Annotated in this window: 13 protein-coding genes and 1 pseudogene; 8 read left to right on the top strand and 6 right to left on the bottom strand. The window is 73.0% G+C overall.

Annotated features, from left to right (window positions below; translation table 11 throughout):
* Positions 1-162: 162 nt before the first annotated feature.
* The gene (locus ACFY15_RS36300) at positions 163-915 is read right to left on the bottom strand and encodes a 2OG-Fe dioxygenase family protein (protein ID WP_390691661.1); all 753 of its coding nucleotides are present in this window, start codon (positions 913-915) and stop codon (positions 163-165) included.
* A 135-nt stretch (positions 916-1,050) separates the two neighbouring features.
* On the opposite strand from ACFY15_RS36300, the gene ACFY15_RS36295 reads away from it, so the two are divergent.
* From ACFY15_RS36295 to ACFY15_RS36275, 5 genes are all read left to right on the top strand, one after another.
* Entirely contained in the window at positions 1,051-1,347 is a 297-nt protein-coding gene (locus ACFY15_RS36295; protein ID WP_390691660.1) for an acyl carrier protein, read from the top strand.
* Positions 1,348-1,363: 16 nt separating this feature from the next.
* Positions 1,364-5,398: a type I polyketide synthase gene (locus ACFY15_RS36290; protein ID WP_390827015.1), complete on the top strand. Its 4,035-nt coding sequence runs from the start codon at positions 1,364-1,366 to the stop codon at positions 5,396-5,398.
* Between the two features lie 101 nt (positions 5,399-5,499).
* Positions 5,500-7,149 carry a long-chain-fatty-acid--CoA ligase gene (locus tag ACFY15_RS36285; RefSeq protein WP_390827014.1) on the top strand — a complete coding sequence of 550 codons (1,650 nt, stop codon included), beginning with the start codon at positions 5,500-5,502 and terminating at the stop codon, positions 7,147-7,149.
* Between the two features lie 5 nt (positions 7,150-7,154).
* Positions 7,155-7,979, top strand: coding sequence for a thioesterase II family protein (locus ACFY15_RS36280; RefSeq protein ID WP_390827013.1), 825 nt, complete (start codon positions 7,155-7,157; stop codon positions 7,977-7,979).
* 38 nt (positions 7,980-8,017) lie between these two features.
* Positions 8,018-8,479 (top strand): nuclear transport factor 2 family protein, encoded by a 462-nt coding sequence (locus tag ACFY15_RS36275; protein WP_390827012.1) that lies wholly within the window; start codon positions 8,018-8,020, stop codon positions 8,477-8,479.
* A 76-nt stretch (positions 8,480-8,555) separates the two neighbouring features.
* Here the strand turns inward: ACFY15_RS36275 and ACFY15_RS36270 are convergent, their stop codons facing one another.
* On the bottom strand, positions 8,556-9,155 hold the full coding sequence (locus ACFY15_RS36270; RefSeq protein ID WP_390691655.1) for a TetR/AcrR family transcriptional regulator: 600 nt from the start codon (positions 9,153-9,155) through the stop codon (positions 8,556-8,558).
* Between the two features lie 166 nt (positions 9,156-9,321).
* Between ACFY15_RS36270 and ACFY15_RS36265 the strand changes: the two genes are divergently transcribed.
* The 3 genes from ACFY15_RS36265 to ACFY15_RS36255 all read left to right on the top strand — a co-directional run bounded on the left by ACFY15_RS36265 (position 9,322) and on the right by ACFY15_RS36255 (position 12,627).
* Positions 9,322-10,743, top strand: a complete 1,422-nt coding sequence (locus ACFY15_RS36265) for an MFS transporter (RefSeq protein ID WP_390691654.1) — start codon at positions 9,322-9,324, stop codon at positions 10,741-10,743.
* 307 nt (positions 10,744-11,050) lie between these two features.
* Complete coding sequence (locus ACFY15_RS36260; protein ID WP_390691653.1) at positions 11,051-11,872, top strand: BTAD domain-containing putative transcriptional regulator; 822 nt, start codon at positions 11,051-11,053, stop codon at positions 11,870-11,872.
* A gap of 14 nt (positions 11,873-11,886) precedes the next feature.
* A complete protein-coding gene (locus tag ACFY15_RS36255) occupies positions 11,887-12,627 on the top strand; it encodes a sirohydrochlorin chelatase (RefSeq protein WP_390691652.1) in 741 nt (246 codons plus the stop codon).
* A gap of 38 nt (positions 12,628-12,665) precedes the next feature.
* On the opposite strand, the gene ACFY15_RS36250 is transcribed toward ACFY15_RS36255, so the two are convergent.
* From ACFY15_RS36250 to ACFY15_RS36235, 4 genes and pseudogenes are all read right to left on the bottom strand, one after another.
* Positions 12,666-13,538 (bottom strand): ABC transporter permease, encoded by an 873-nt coding sequence (locus ACFY15_RS36250; RefSeq protein WP_390691651.1) that lies wholly within the window; start codon positions 13,536-13,538, stop codon positions 12,666-12,668.
* Positions 13,525-14,334, bottom strand: coding sequence for an ABC transporter ATP-binding protein (locus ACFY15_RS36245; protein ID WP_390827011.1), 810 nt, complete (start codon positions 14,332-14,334; stop codon positions 13,525-13,527). The genes ACFY15_RS36250 and ACFY15_RS36245 overlap by 14 nt, the downstream gene beginning before the upstream one ends.
* Before the next feature lie 6 nt (positions 14,335-14,340).
* Positions 14,341-15,471, bottom strand: coding sequence for an aliphatic sulfonate ABC transporter substrate-binding protein (locus tag ACFY15_RS36240; protein ID WP_390691821.1), 1,131 nt, complete (start codon positions 15,469-15,471; stop codon positions 14,341-14,343).
* 2 nt (positions 15,472-15,473) lie between these two features.
* A pseudogene (locus ACFY15_RS36235) lies at positions 15,474-16,244 on the bottom strand (hypothetical protein); the annotation flags it as partial.

The following is a 16,244-nucleotide window of genomic DNA, read 5'->3' as shown; positions in this document are numbered from 1 at the left end:
GCCCGGATCTCGGCCGGGAAGTTCGGCAGTGTCGAGAGGTCGTTGCCGAAGGACGCCGTCTCCGAGGTGAAACGGTCACCCGTCAGCTGCATACCGTCACCCGAGTCACCCGCGAAGCGGATGACCACCCGGTCGACACGTCGGATCTCTGTGGTCGTCATGTCAGACGGCGTTCTTCTCGTCGCGCTCTTCGCGCCGCAGCCCGGGCTCGTGCTTGTAGCCCATGATCAGCACGTCCCGGACCGCCGCCTTCGACGGGTCCACGGGCTGGATCGGGCGGACGGCGTGCAGGATCCGGCCGTCCGCCCAGAACATCGTGTCCATCTGCTCGGTCAGGCAGAACTCGGCGACGAGCTCCCGCTCCAGGCTGTAGACCTGGGACTCCCCGCCGTCGGCGTTGAAGCGGCCCATCAGGTGGATCGCGCCGAAGTCGACCTCGTCGCGGTGCGGGCCCTCGGGGGTGGGCTCGCCCGTCTCGTCGGGGGTGCTGATGATCCGGAACTGGTGGCACTGGACGTCCCACGGGTCGTCCAGCCAGGACTCCTCGGGGACCGGGAAGCTCTCGAAGTCGGCGCGCAGGAGCCGCGTCAGGAGCGGGTTGTCCAGGGTGGTCCGGCTGAGCGGGGCCACGTCGCGGTCGATGCCGCCGGCGTAGTCGTTGGCGTTCATCGACTGGAAGTAGGGGCGGTGGGGGCGCAGCCGGACCTCCCCGGTGCGGGGCACGAAGAAGAAGCGGTCGTAGGCGCGCTCACGGAACCGGGATCCGCCCTTCAGGTACCGGTCGGTCTCCAGATTCTCCCATTCGGCGGCCAGTTCCTTCACGTGCTGCCGCAATTCGGCGTCGATGACGAGCCGGTCGGCCGGCAGCAACGAATATCCGTTGGCCCGCAGTTCTTCCCGTGCCTCGGTCTGCATGATTGGCTCCTCCACGCCGGATCTCACACTGCGCTTCCGAGGTTCCCACAATGTTGCTGACGCTGAACTGACAGGGTCCGCACGTCAGATGGACGTCAGCAGGTCGTCACACGGCCTGTGCTTCACTCGGCCGGTATGACAGACCTATTAATGACCTCGCCCCGGACGGAACGCCGGACGGTCCTCGAGGAAATCGTCGTCGCCGAATTCAAGAGAGCGCTGCTCATGCCCGACGACGAGGAGCTCCCCCTGGAGGACAGCTTCTTCGAGCTCGGCATGACGTCCTTGCTGCTCACCATGGTCAAGCAGCGTCTCGAGGAGCAGCTGGGCCGGGGCATCAGCAGCACGGCGCTGTTCAACCAGCCCACCGTCGAGCGGCTGACGGACTATCTGGCCTCGGACGTGCTGGCCGACATCTTCGACGCGAACTGAGAGAGGGACGGCGGCCATGCCGGGACATCCGGAACTGCAGGAAAGGCTCGACGCCGCGGAGGAGACCGTCCGCCGGCAGGAGGAGGAACTCGGGCGGTTCCTTTCGGAAAAGCACGAGCCCATCGCCGTGGTCGGTATCGGCATGCGTCTGCCCGGGGGGAACAATTCGATATCCGATCTCGACGCGTTCCTCCGGGAGGGGCGTTCCGGAATAGGGCCGCTGCCGCGCGACCGCTGGGTCCCGGAGGTGGCCGAGGGTGACATCACGGCCGTCGCGGGCGGTTTCCTCGACCGTATCGACGCGTTCGACGCGCAGTTCTTCAACATTCCGCCCAAGGACGCCCCCTTCATCGACCCGGCGCAGCGGCTGCTGATGGAGACCGTGTGGGAGGCGCTGGAGGACGCCGGCATCGATCCGGCGGCCCTGCGGCACGGGAACGGCGGCGTCTACGTGGGCGCCTCGCCGCTGGACTTCGCGCTGGAGCTGGAGGGGCTCTCGGACGAGCAGCTCGACGGGAGCCTGACGACGGGGCTCGGCGCGTACTCCCTGTCGGGGCGGCTGTCGTACTTCCTGGGCTGGCGCGGCCCGAGCCTGACGACGGACACCGCGTGCGCGGCGTCGCTGACCGCCCTGCACCTGGCGGTGGAGGGGCTGCGGCGGCGCGAGTGCGGGATCGCGCTGTGCGCCGGGGTGAACACCCTGCACAACCCGCGTTCGTACGTGATCCTCTCGCACGCCCAGATGCTGGCCCCGGACGGGCACTGCAAGACCTTCGACGAGAGCGCGGACGGCTACGCGCGCGCCGAGGGGTGCGGGGCGCTGGTCCTCAAGCGGCTGTCGGACGCGCTGGCGGACGGGGACCGGATCCTGGCGCTGGTCCGCGGGACGGCGATCGGCCAGGACGGCGAGAGCGCGGGCCTGAGCGCGCCCAATGGCACGGCGCAGGAGGCCGTGATGCGGGCGGCGCTGGCGAACGCGCGGCTGGAGCCGGGCGACATCCAGTACGTCGAGGCGCACGGGACGGGGACCCCGCTGGGCGACCCGATCGAGATGGGCTCGGTCAACGGGGTGTTCGGCGCCTCGCACGACCGGGAGGAGCCCCTCGTCATCGGGTCGCTGAAGGCCAACATCGGGCACATGGAGCCGGCGGCCGGGCTGGGCGCGGTGATCAAGGTGATCACGCAGATGCGTGCGGGCGCCTTCTTCCCGCACGTGTGGCGCAACCTCTCCGGGCGGATCCCGTGGGACACGTACCCGATCACGGTGGCGACCGAGGAGCGGCCGTGGAAGGCGCCGGTGCGCCGGGCCACGGTCAACGGCTTCGGCGTCGCCGGCGCCATCGCGGTGGCGGTACTGGAGGAGCCCCCCGCGTCCGCGCCGGCCGAGGAGGTCCCCGCGCGGGAGGACGTACGGGAGGACGTACGCGAGGAGGGCGGGCAGGTCTTCACGCTCTCCGCCAAGTCGCGTCCCGCGCTGCGGCTCCAGGCGGAGCGGTACGCGCGCTTCCTCGCCGAGCGCCCGGACACCTCCCTCGCCGACCTGTGCCGCACCCGGGCCACGGGCCGCTCGCACTTCCGCTACCGGGCGGCGGCCGCCGTCGCGGACACCGCGGAGCTGGCCGGCCTGCTGGAGCGGTGGAGCGACCCGCCGCGCGCGGACGGGAAGCCCGACGCCTTCCGCAAGACGGCCTTCCTGTTCACCGGCTCGGGTTCGCAGTACGTGGGCATGGGCCGCGCCCTGTACGGCCGCTTCCCCGTGTTCACCCGGTGCGTCGACGAGTGCGACGCGCTGTTCGCGCCGCTGCTGGGGCGTTCCGTGGCCGCGGTGATGTTCGGGGACGTGCCGGACGCCGAGGAGACCCTGGCCCGTACGTCCTTCACGCACGCGGCGCTGTTCACGCTGGAGTACGCCCTCGCCCGGCTGTGGCTGTCGTGGGGGGTGCGGCCGAGCGTGCTGATCGGGCACAGCGTCGGCGAGATCGTCGCGGCGACGGTGGCCGGGCTGTTCACCCTCCCCGACGGGGTCGCCTTCCTCGCCGCCCGCTCCCGGCTGATCGAGTCGGTGTCGGCGCCGGGCGGGATGGCCGCGGTGTCGGCGCCGGCGGAGGAGGTCCGGGCGCGGCTGGCGCAGTGGCCGCACCTGGCGGTCGCGGCGGTCAACGCCCCGCAACAGGTGGTGGTCTCGGGCGCGGCGGACGCCCTGGCCGAGGCGGTGGAGGCGCTGCGCGAGCCGGGCTGGACGGTGACCGAGCTGCACGTGACGGCGGCGTTCCACTCGCCGCTGATGGCGGAGGTGTCGGAGCCGCTGGCCGAGGTGCTGCGCGGGATCGGGTTCCACGAGCCGCAGCTGCCGATCGTGTCGAACCTGACCGGCCGGATCGCCGATCCGCGGGAGCTGGCGACGCCCGAGTACTGGGTGCGGCACGTCAACGAGACGGTGGAGTTCGCGGCCGGGGTGCGCACCATCGCGGAGCGCGGCCGGCACGTGTTCCTGGAGGTGGGGCCGTCCTCGGCGCTGACCTCGCTGGCCCGGCGCAGCGTCCCGCAGGAGCAGCACCGCTGGCTGAGCAGCCTGCGTTCGAAGGACACCACCGGCGCCGCCCTGGACGCCGCGCTGGCCGGTGCGTACGCGGCGGGGCTGACCATCGCCTGGGACGAGGTGTACACGGGCCGGCCGGGCCGGCGGATCCCGCTGCCGGGGTACGCCTTCGACCGGCGCGAGTACCGGCTCCCGGCGCGGCCCGCCGGGCGGGGCGGGGCGGGCGGGGACGGGCACCCGCTGCTCGGACGGGAGACCGGACGGGACGGCGGTCTGCGGGAGTTCACCGCGCGGATCAGCTCCCGGCAGCCGGCGTACCTCGCCGACCACACCATCGGCGGCCAGGTCTTCCTGCCGGCGGCGGCCTACCTGGAGCTGCTGCTGGCGGTGCAGGACGAAGTGCACGGCGACACCGGCCGGGCGGTGGAGGACGTGCGCTTCCACGAGGCCCTCTTCCTGTCGGACCGTCCGGCGTTGCTGCTGACCCGGGTCCGTCCCGGGACGGACGGGCGGCTGGAGGTGGAGGTCTCCAGCCGGGGCGCCGACGAGCCCGAGGGCACCGAGCGGCTGCACGCCACGGCCTCCGTGGCGGCCGAGCCCGACCACGCGGGCAGCGGCCTCGCCGGCCCGGCCCGGACCCTGCTGGCCCTGACCGGCGCCCTCGACGGCGACGAGCCGTCGCGGGTGATGGACGGCGGTGAGGTGAAGGCGGCCTACGCGGAGGCCGGGCTGGAGTACGGGCCGCAGTTCCTGCGGGCCCGCTCGGTGACGGCGTACGGCCCGGACTTCGCGGTGACCGAGCTGTCGGGCGGGGACGTCTCCCGGGCCGAACACCTGCCGCCGCCGCTGCTGGACGGGGCGACGCACGGCCTGGCGGCGCTCACTGACGACGGCCGCCGGTACGTGGCCACCAGCGTGGGCCGGCTGCGCGCCTTCAAGAAGCCGCGCGGGGAGGTGCTGCGCTCGACGGCCCGCGTCGCGCGCGCCGAGGACCCGGAGGAGACGGACCCGGCGTTCACCCTGGACGTCCTGCTGCTGGATGAGGACGGCCGGCCGGTGATGGAGCTGTCCGGGATGGGCTTCACCCGCCTCCCGGACCGGCCGGTGGAGGCGGCGGCCGCGGAGCGGACCGCGCAGGCGGCGGCCGCGGCGGCGCCGGTGGACGTGGAGTCGCTGGCGGCGGCCGGGCCCGAGGAGCGGCAGACGGCGCTGGTCGCCCTGATCCGCGCGACGGTCGCGGCGCTGCTCGCGGTCGACGACCCGGAGTACATCGACACCCGGGCGAGCTTCCTGGAGCTCGGCGTGGACTCGCTGACGGCGATCGTGCTGAAGAACCAGCTCCAGACACGGCTGCGGCTCCCGCTGCTCTCGTCGGTGGTCTTCGACCACCCGTCGGTGGAGGAGCTCGCGGAGCTGCTGTCCGTGCGGCTGGCCTCCGGGCCGGCGACGGCCCCGGCCGCACCCGCCGGTGCATCCGCCGGCACACCCGCCGCCGCGTCCGCCGCCGCCTGAGCCCGCCGCCCCCTGCGGGCCCCCGACCGGGGCCACGGCGGAACGCCTCGGCCGCCGTGGCCCCCTCAACCGTCCGAGCAACCGACAAGGGAAAAAGACCCATGGACAACCGTACGGAGGACCGGACCCTCGCCGCCCGCGCGGCGCTGCACGCCCGGACCCGGCCCGACCAGCCCGCGGTGGTCTGCGAGGACCGCGCGCTCACCTACGGCGAGCTGCACCGGGAGAGCAACCGCACCGCGCACGCGCTGCTGGCCGCGGGACTCGCGGCCGGATCGCGGGTGGGCTATCTGGGCCGGGAGTCGGAGCGCTACTACGACCTGGCGCTGGGCTGCGCGAAGAGCGGCGCGGTGCTGGTGCCGGTGAACTCGCGGCTCACGCTGGGCGAGGTCGAGCACGTCCTGCGCGACTCGCAGGCCGAACTGCTCTTCGTGGAGCGGGAGTTCCGTCCGCTGGTGGACAAGCTGCGGCCGGTGCTGCCGGGGCTGCGCGAGGTCGTGGTGATGGACTCGGACCGCCATGTGGCGGGCGGGTTCCTCGACTGGAAGGCGTCCCTGCCGGACACCGAGCCGCCCACGGCCGGAGCGGCCGGCTTCGACGACCCCGTCGCGCAGCTGTACACGAGCGGGACGACCGGGCTGCCGAAGGGGGTGGTGCTGGCGCAGCGGACGTTCTTCACCTTCATCGCCGACACCCGGGCGGCCGGGGTGGACTGGATCGACTGGCGGCCCGAGGACCGGGGGCTGAGCTGCTTCCCTGGCCTGCACACGGCCGGTTTCGGCTGGTTCATGCACGCGTTCAACGCCGGCGCCACCACGGTGGTGATGCGCCAGTTCGTGGCCGACGAGGCGACCCGGCTGATCGAGCGGCACCGGATCACCACCCTGTGGGCGGCGCCCGCGATGCTGCGGATGATGCTGGCCGAGCGGGGGACGACCCGCGAGACCTTCCGCTCCCTGCGCAAGGTGGTCTACAGCGGCTCCCCCATCGACCGCGAGCTGCTGCTGGCCTGCATCGACGTCCTGGGCTGCGAGCTGGCGCAGGGCTACTCGTCGGCGGAGGCGGGAAGTTTCCTGACCGTCCTGGCGCCGGAGGACCACACGCCGGACAGCCGGGTGCTCGGTTCGGCGGGCCGGGCCGTCCCCGGGGTGGAGCTGCGGATCCTGGACGGGGAGGGCCGTCCGCTGCCGGCGGGCGAGGTCGGGCGGGTGGTGGTGCACAGCCCGGCGCGCTTCCTCGGGTACTGGCGGCTGCCGGAGGTGACCGCGCAGGCCCTGTCCGGGGAGTCCGGCGAGTGGCTGTCGATGGGCGACATGGGCCATGTCGACGAGGACGGCTACCTGTTCCTGGCCGACCGGGTCAACGACACCGTCATCGTCGCGGGCCAGAACATCTATCCCACGGAGGTCGAGAATGCGCTGCGGGCCCATCCGGCGGTGGCGGAGGTCTCCGTGTACGGGGTCCCGCACCCCGATTGGGGTGAGGCCGTACGCGCCGCGGTGGTGCTGCGGCCGGACGCCGGGGCGACGGCCCCGCGGGAGTTCCTGCGGTTCCTGAACGGCCGGATCGCCGGGTTCAAGATCCCCACGGGGTACGACATCGTCGACGAGCTGCCGCGCAATCCCACCGGGAAGGTGCTGCGCCGGGTGCTGCGGGAGCGGTTCGAGGCGGCGTCCGCCCCCGCGCCCGCGCCCGCGCCCGCGCCCGCGCCCGCGTCCGCGCCAACGCCCGCCCCCGCACCCGCGGCGTAGCCGCTGTGGACGCCGTGGCCGCCGTGGCCGCCGTGGCCGCCGTGGACACCGTACGGGAGCCCGTGCGCGCGGGCCCGCTGCCCGAGGTCCAGGGCGCCTCGCGCTGGCTGCACCCGGCCGACGCCGATCCGGACGCCGAGGTGCGGCTGTTCCTGCTGCACCACAGCGGGGGCGGCGCCCCGATGTACCGGGAGTGGCCGGGTCAGCTGCCCGCCTCGGTGGGCTGCCAGGCCGTGCAGCTGCCGGGCCGGCAGGAGCGGCGCCGCGAGGCCCCGTACACCCGGCTCGACCCGCTGGCGCAGGCCCTCGCCCGGGTGCTGTCGGACGAGTTGGACGAGCGCCCGTACGCGGTGTTCGGGCACTCGATGGGGGCGCTGCTCGGCTACCGGCTGACGGTGGAGCTGGAGCGGCGGGGCCTGCCGGCGCCGTCGCTGCTCGCCGTGTCGGGGTGGGCTCCGCGGGGGTTCACGGCGCCGCCCGACCTGGTGGCCTGCCCGCTGGGGGCGCTGCGCGTGCTGGGCGGGCTGCCGCCGGAGGTCGAGGAGGATCCGGAGCTGCTGGCGGCGGCGGTCCGCGCGATGGGCGCGGACGGGGCGGTGTGCGCGGACTTCTCGGACGACGGGGCGGCCGTGGGCTGTCCCGTCGTCGCCTACTCCGGGCGCGGGGACCCGCTCCTCGCGCCCGAGGCCATGCGGTCGTGGGCCGGTCGGACGCCGGAGTTCCTGGGGTGCCGGACCTTCCCCGGGGACCACTTCTACCTGCGGACCCACGCCCGCGCCATCACGGCCGACCTGGCCCAGCTGCTGCCGCGGTACGCCGCGGTCGGCTGAGCGGGCGGCGTCCCTGGAGAACCCGGAGGTACCCCTTCATGCTGCCCCGACCCAACGAACTCCTCGCGCGCTACGTCGCGTTGTGGAACGAGAAGGACGCGCAGCGCCGGCGCGACATGGTGCTTTCCATGTACGCGCCGGACTGCGTCTACGTCTTCTACCGCAAGGACCCGATCCGGGGGCACACGGCCCTGCTGGACCAGCTGGCCTACACGCACGAGGTGTACGGCCCGATGGGGTACGAGTTCCGCTCCTCGCACAACGCGACCGGCCACCACGACGTCGTCCGGTTCAACTGGGTGATGGTCACGGCGGCCACGGGCGAGATGGAGATGTCCGGCCAGGACATCCTCGTGCTCGCCGAGGACGGTCGAATTCAAGCCGACTACCAGTTCCACGACCGGATGCCCTCGTCGTTCGTCTACAACGACGGGTACGAGGAGCACGGCGTGGCGGTGCGCCATGCCCAACCCACGCGTACCGGTGCCCCCGGCTCCTGAGGGGGGCCGGCGGCCGACGCACGCCGGCCCCGCGGCATTCCGGTGCCGCGGGGCCGTTCGTGCGGGGCGGCGCCGGTCAGATCCCGGCGGCCGCCAGGGCATTGGGGCAGTACTGGCGCAGGACGAGCTCGGTGGCGGTCAGGGCCATGCGGGCGGGGCCGGCGGCGCCGAGCACCTCGCCGTTGGCCAGGGTGCCGCCGACGATCAGCATCAGGGTGTCGGCCAGGGCGTCGGGGTCCTCGGCGCCGGCCTGGGCGCCCTTGTCGCGCCACCAGTTGCGCAGGCCCTTGAGGTGCAGCTTCGCCTCCTCGCGGCCCGGGTGGGCGGGGTCGCGGAACTCGCTGGAGGTGTTGTAGTAGATGCAGCCGTGGAAGTCGGGTTCCCTGACGCTGTCCTGGAAGAACTCCATCAGCGCGAGGATCTGGCGGGCCGGGTCGCCGCTGTGCGGGGCGGTGACCTCCTCGGCCTGTTCCCACCACTGCGCGTCGCTCTCGCGCAGCCAGGCCGCGATGAGTTCGTCCTTGCTGGCGAACTCGCGGTAGAGCAGGCTCTTGCCGACGCCGGTCGCGTCGATCACCTGCTGCATGCCGACGGCCCGGACCCCCTGCTCACCGAAGAGTTTGGCCGAGGCTTCCAGAATCCGCCGCCTCGTACCCGGTGCCGGTGTGCGCGCCATGTCTCAACTCCTTCGCCTCTCCCCCGCGGATCCCAGCATACGTTTGACACAGGGGTTTGTGAGCGCTAGAAATGGACCGATCAGTCCAGGACTGATCGGTCCACAATTTTTCGCATAGCTCTGGCCCGCTCGCTGCTTCCGACGACACTCCGATCGGAGTCTGATCATGACCGAGGCATCCCCGACCTCCCCTCCCATCGCACGGGCGGTGACCCCTCCCGCCCCCGTGGTGAAAAGCCTGCCGCTGCTGCTCCTGGTCGTGTGCGCGGTGCAGTTCCTCGACGCGATGGACATCGCGAGCATGGGACCCGCCCTCCCCCTGGTCCAGGCGGACCTGGGCATGACCACCTCCGCCCTCCAGTGGGTCGTCTCGGCGTACGCACTGGGCTTCGGCGGGTTCCTGCTGCTGGGCGGCCGGCTGGCCGACCTCTACAACCGCAAGAAGCTGCTGATCGGCTGGCTGGCCGTCTTCGTGGTGGCCAGCATCCTCGGCGGCATCGCCGACGACGGCGTGCTCCTGGTCGTCGCCCGACTCCTCAAGGGCGTCAGCGCCGGCATCACCGCGCCCGCCGCCATGGCGATCCTGCTCGACGCCTTCCGTGACGAGCAGTCGCGCAACCGCGCCCTCGGCACCTTCCTCGCCGTGGCCTCCGCCGGCTACTCGCTCGGCCTGATCCTCGGCGGCCTGATGGCCGGCGTCTCCTGGCGGCTCGTCCTCTTCGCCCCGGCCGTGGCCGGCCTCCTGGTCGCGCTGCTCGCCGCCTCGGTGGTCCCCTCGCAGCAGGAGAAGGGCAAGAGCGGCAGCCTCGACATCCTCGGCGCCGTCACGGTGACGGCCGGCGCGGTGGCCCTCGTGTACGGACTCAGCCGGGCCGCCAGTGACGGCTGGGGCGACGCGCAGACCATCGGCTCGCTGATCGCCGCCGCCGTCCTCTTCCCCCTGTTCGCCCTGGTCGAGAGCCGCCACCCGGCGCCGCTGGTCCCCCTCGCCGTCTTCCGCAAGGGCCAGCTGACCCGCTCGCTGGTCGCCATGCTCTTCTTCGGCGCCTACGTCTCCTTCCAGTTCGTCCTGACCCTCTACTACCAGGAGCAGCTGCACTGGACCCCGCTGGAGGCCGGCCTCGCCTTCCTCCTCGGCGGCGTGCTGACGGCGGGCACCGCCCGCTACGGCGCCGCGCTGGTCACCAAGTACGGCGCCTGGCCGGTCGCGACCGGCGGCCTGGTCCTGCTGAGCATCGGCTACCTCGGCTGGGTCCTGCTGATGGGTCAGGTCGACCCGCTGATCACCCTGTTCGCCCAGCAGCTGCTCGGCGGCCTCGGCTTCGCCGCGGTCTACCCGGCGCTGAACATCGCCGCCGTCGGCACCGCCTCCCCGGACGAACAGGGCCTGGTCTCGGGCCTGTTCAACGCCGGCGCGCAGATCGGCAACGGTGTGGTCATTGCCCTCACCGCAACCGTCTTCTCGCTCAGCACCGGCGGGATCGCCCCCTACCGGGCCGGCCTGTGGACCGTCACCGCCATCACCCTGGCCGTGACCCTGGTGGCCCTGGCGGGCGCCGCCCGCTACCGCCAGAAGGCCGCCGCCTGACGGGAGGGGGACGCCCGTCCCCCGGCGGCGCCCCCCTCCCCCCTGTTCGGCCGTGCAGCACGTCCGGCGCCTCCATTGGATCCCCCGCATCCGGCGCCCGGGCGTGTTGCACGGCCTTTTCGCATGTCCGGACCCGGGCGCCGCGGGGGCGCCCGGGGGCTTCATTGACACGCTCCTGTCCGACCAAGTACGGTCGGGACCGATCGGTCCACTAAGGTTCCAGAGCATGTCGAGTTTGCTTCTGGTATCGAATCGACCGCCCGACGCCAGTGCACACGACACCGTTCTCTTTCCATCTCGCGGGGAGATGTTTGTGTTGCTGTTCTCAGTCCTAGGATCCATAGAAATCGTCAAACAACGGGTCGCCGTCCGCCTCGGCGGCGCCATGCAGCAGACGCTCCTGGCGGCCCTGCTCGCGGCCGGCGGATCGCTCGTCACGGTCGACTCCCTGATCCTCGAACTCTGGGGGACCACACCCCCCAACAAGGTCGAGAACGCCCTCCAGGCGCAGGTCAGCCGGGTCCGCAGGACCCTGGCGGCCGTCGAGCCGGAGCGCGAGGGCTCGCGGGTGGTGACGAGCACCTCCGGCTACATGTTCCTCTGCGACCGGTGGGAACTCGACGCCTACCTCTTCCTCGACACCGTGGACGCCATCCACGCCAGGACGGGGACGGAAAGCCTGCCCGATCTCCGCCAGGACATCTCCGATCTCCGCCAGGGACTCTCGCGCTGGCGCGGCCCGGTATTCGGCGGACTGACCGGCGGACCGATCTGCCAGACCGCCTCCACGAGATATCAGGAGGCGAGAAATTCGGCGCTCATCCTGCTCTACGACCTCGAACTGCGCACCGGCGGCCACGAGCGGATCCTCCCGGAGCTGACCGAGCTCTACTCGCGCAACCCCAACCACGAGCAGTTCTGCATGCTGCTCATGCGGGCCCTGTACCGGTGCGGCCGCCAGCTCGACGCGCTGACGGTCTACCGCCAGTGCCGGCACAACATGATCGAGTCGCAGGGGATCGAGCCCTCGCCCGTCCTGAGCCAGTACGAGCGGGCGATCCTCACCCACGACCCGATGCTGCTCCAGGACGAGCCCTACTGGCCCGTCCCGGCCCTCGTCGCGAGCTAGGGACGAGCCCGGACATGGACGAGCACCTGCTGCTCGTCGCGCACGGCAGCCGTGACCCCCGGCACGCGGCGACGGTGCGCGCACTCACCCGGCGGATCCGGTCGACGAGGCCCGGACTGCGGGTGGGCACAGCCTTCCTCGACTTCGACTCCCCCTCGATACAAGGGGAGTTGGCCCGGATGGCGGACAGCGGAGCGCAGGCCGTGGTGGTCCAGCCCCTGCTCCTGAGCCGCGCCTTCCACGCGAAGCACGACCTGCCCGGGGCACTGCGCCGGGCCCCGGCCCCCCTCGCCGTGCGGCAGGGCGGCGTACTGGGACCCCACCCCCTTCTGACGGCCGCGCTGGAGCGCCGGCTGTCCGAGGCCGGCCTCGGCCCGCACGAGCGCGCGACGACCGGCGTCGTGCTCGCGGCCGCCGGCACCACCGACCCCGACGCGGCCGCCGTGCTCGCGGGGATCGCCCGTACCTGGCAGGGTGGTGGCTGGAGCGCCGTACGGCCCGCCTTCGCCTCCGCCGGACTGTTCCCCTGTACCGAGGACGTCGTACGGGCGCTGCGCGCCGATGGCGTACGACGGGTGGCGGTGGCCCCCTGCGTGCTGGCCCCGGGCCGGCTGCCCGACCGGATCGCGGCGGGCGCCGCGGCGGCCGGGGCGGATGTCCTGGGCGGGGTGCTCGGGGCCGCGCCCGAGCTGGCCCGGCTGGTGCTGCTCCGCTTCGACGAGGCCGTGGCGCGGGCCCGGGCCCTCGCGGTCTGACCGCGGGCCCGGGCCCGTACCTCCGGCCGGCGGCGGGTTCACCCCCGCAGGCCGCGGCCGCGCAGCATGCGGCGTTCCACCGGGGCGAAGACCAGCAGTTCGACGGCGACGCCGACCAGGAGGATCAGGCCGATCGCCAGGAAGATCCGGGCCATGTCGGAGGTCTCGCGCCCCGACTCCAGCAACTGGCCCAGGCCCAGGCCGAGGTCGGGGGAGCTGGCGATGATCTCGGCGGCCATCAGGGAGCGCCAGGAGAAGGCCCAGCCCTGCTTGAGTCCGGCGAGGTAGCCGGGGAACGCGGCGGGCATGACCACGTGGCGGGCGCCGCGCAGGCCGGTGGCGCCGAGGGAGCGGCCGGCCCGCAGCAGCAGCGGCGGGACCTGGTCGATGCCGGAGACGAGGCCGCCCGCGATGGAGGGGGTGGCGCCGAGGAGGATGACGGCGTACATCATCGAGTTGTCCAGGCCCAGCCAGAGCACCGCCGGAGGCACCCAGGCGACCGAGGGCAGGGACTGCAGGCCGGAGAGGATCGGCCCGAAGGCGGCCCGGACGGGGCGGACGCGGGCGACGAGCAGGCCGAGCGGGGTTCCGATGGCGAGGGCCAGCAGGAATCCGGACAGGCCGCGCCAGACGCTGGTCCACACGATGTCGAACAGGGTGCCCTTGAACCAGAGGTCGGCCAGGCTGTCCCAGACGGCGGCGGGCGACGGGAGCACGTAGTCGTCGGTGAAGCGGGCCCAGACGAGGGCCTGCCAGACCGTCAGCACCAGGGCGACGGCCAGGGCCGGCGGCAGGGCCTTGCCCAGCAGGACGCGGCGCAGCGGGGTGCGGGCGCCGTGGTGGGTTTCGAGCGCGTCCAGTCCGGCCAGCTCGTTGGCGGCGGCCCGGGGCCTGAGGTCAGTGCCGGCCATGGCGGCGGATCTCCCCTCGCAGGTGTTCGGTGATCTCCAGGGACAGGTCCGCGACGTCGGCGTCCTCGATGCGGCGGGGCTGCGGGATGTCGACGGTCCATTCCCTGGCGACCCGGCCGGGGCGGGAGGAGAGGAGGACGACGCGCTGGGCGAGGCGGACGGCCTCGCGGACGTTGTGGGTGACGAAGAGGACGGAGAGGCCCCCCGCGGCGGAGCCGCTCGTGTTCGCGGCGTCCCAGATGCGGGTGAGTTCGCCGTGCAGGACGTCGCGGGTGATGGCGTCGAGGGCGGCGAAGGGCTCGTCCATCAGCAGGAGGCGGCTGTCCTGGGCGAGGGCGCGGGCGAGGGCGACGCGCTGGCGCATGCCGCCGGAGAGCTCGTGGACCCGCTTGCCGTGGGCGCCGTCGAGCCGGACCAGCTCCAGCAGCCGTTCGGCCTCCGCCTTGCGGTCGGCCTTGGCGACGCCGCGCAGCCGCAGCGCCAGCTCGATGTTCCTGCCGGCCGTCAGCCAGGGGAAGAGGGCGTGCTCCTGGAACATCAGGGCGGGGCGGCCTTCGGTGGTGACGGTCCCGGAGGTGGGGGTGTCGAGGCCGGCGATCAGGTTGAGCAGGGTGGACTTGCCGCAACCGGAGGCGCCGAGGAGGGTGACGAACTCGCCGGGGGCGACGTCGAGGCTGATGTCGTCGAGGATCAGCTGGGGGCCCGCGGGGCCGGGGAAGGACTTGGAGACGTGCTGGGTGCGGACGGCCGTGGTGAGCGCCGCGGTGTGTTCCGCGTTGATGAGTGCGGTCGCCATCGCGGCTCACCTCCCTTGATCGTCGGGGCCCGTACCGGCGGGGGTGACGGGGGGCTTGTGGAGGGATCCGAGGACCCGGTTGAGCGGCCCGAGGTCGTAGATGCCGGTCAGGTCGGGCTTGTCCAGCAGTCCGGCCGCGACCGCGTGCCGGGACTGGGTCTCCAGGGTGGCGGCGAGCGGGTCGTCGGTGACGCGGATCGACGGCCAGGCCCGGTCGATGACCTCGGGCTCCAGTTCCCTGCCGGTGAGGGTCTTGAGGGCGGCGTTGACGGAGGCCTTGGCCTTCTCCGGGTCGGCGTTGATCCACTCGTTGGTCCTGACGGTGCCGCGCAGGACGGCCTCGACCACGTCGGGGTGTTCCTTGAGGAACTTCTGCGAGACGACCACGTTCGTGATCACGAACTTCCCGTCGGGCCACAGGTCGGTCTCGTCGAGCAGGACGGTGGCCCCTTCCGCGACCAGCTTGGAGGCGGTGGGTTCGGGCACCCAGGCGCCGTCGACCGAGCCGGAGCGGTAGGCGTCGGGGGTGACGGTGTTGTTGGTGCGCACGACCGAGACGTCCCCCCTGCCGCTGGCGGCGTCCACCTTCCAGCCGCGTGCGGCGATCCAGTCGAGGAAGGCCACGTCCTGGGTGTTGCCCAACTGCGGGGTGGCGATCCTCTTGCCCTTGAGGTCGTCGAAGGTCTTGATCTTCTCCGGGTTCACGACGAGTCTCACGCCGCCGGAGGCGGAGCCGGAGATGATGCGCAGGCTCTGTCCCCTGGACTTCACGTAGCCGTTGACGGCGGGCGAGGGGCCGATGAAGCCGATGTCGACGGAGCCCGCGGCCAGGGCCTCGATCTCGGCCGGGCCCGCGTTGAAGGTGGTGGTCTTCAGCGCGGTCCCGGCGAGCTCCTTGCGGATCAGGCCCTCGCGTACGCCGACCAGGGCGGTGGCGTGGGTGAGGTTGGGGAAGTAGCCGAGGGTCACGGAGTCCGCGGAGAGCTTCGCGCGGCCCGCGCCGGCCGGGGCCTGGGCCGCGGCGGGGACCTGGTCGGCCCGGGATCCGTAGCCGCAGGAGGCGAGGGCGGCGGCGCAGGCCAGGAGGAGGCCGAGCACGGCGGCGGGGCGGCGGCGCCGGCGGCGCGGTGAGGACATCGTCAGACGGTCCGTTCGGTCTCGGTGAAGGCCTCGCCGGCCATGCCGGCGGTCAGGGTGGTCCCGTCGGCCGGGTCGATGAGGAGGAAGGATCCGGTGTGCCGGGAAGCCGCGTAGGCGTCGAGCGCGAGGGGCTCGCCGGTGCGGACGACGACACGGCCGATGTCGTTGGCGGCCAGCCGGCCGGGGTCGGGGTGCTGGGAGAGGTCGTCGAGGGCCAGCCGGGACGGTATCGCCCGGACGATCGCCTTGACGGTGCGGGTGGTGTGCTTGAGCAGGACCCGCTGGCCGACTTCGAGGGGCCGGTCGGCGACGTGGCAGACGGTGGCGGTGACGTCCTGGGTGGTGGCGGGGGCGGCTCCGGCGGGGGCGATGAGGTCGCCGCGGGAGACGTCGACGTCGTCCTGGAGCCGGAGGGTGACCGACTGGGGGGCCCAGGCGGTGTCGACGCTCTCGCCGAGCGCGTCGATGCCCTCGATGACGCTGGTGCGGCCGGAGGGGAAGACGGTGACGGACTCGCCGACGCGCAGGACGCCGGAGGCGATCTGGCCCGCGTAGCCGCGGTAGTCGCGGTGTTCGGGGGTCTGGGGGCGGATCACGTACTGGACGGGGAAGCGGGCGGGCCCGGTGGTGAGGCCGTCGCTGACGGGGACGGTCTCCAGGTGCTCCAGGACGGTGGGTCCGCCGTACCAGTCCATGTGCGCGGAGGGCTCGACGACGTTGTCGCCGGCGAGGGCGGAGATCGGGATGGCGGTGATCTCCGGGACGCCGAG

Source organism: Streptomyces sp. NPDC001373 (genome assembly GCF_042895815.1).
In the GTDB taxonomy this organism is placed as follows: domain Bacteria; phylum Actinomycetota; class Actinomycetes; order Streptomycetales; family Streptomycetaceae; genus Streptomyces.
Note: the sequence above shows the minus strand (reverse complement) of the source record. Positions and strands in the feature narration are given on the sequence as shown.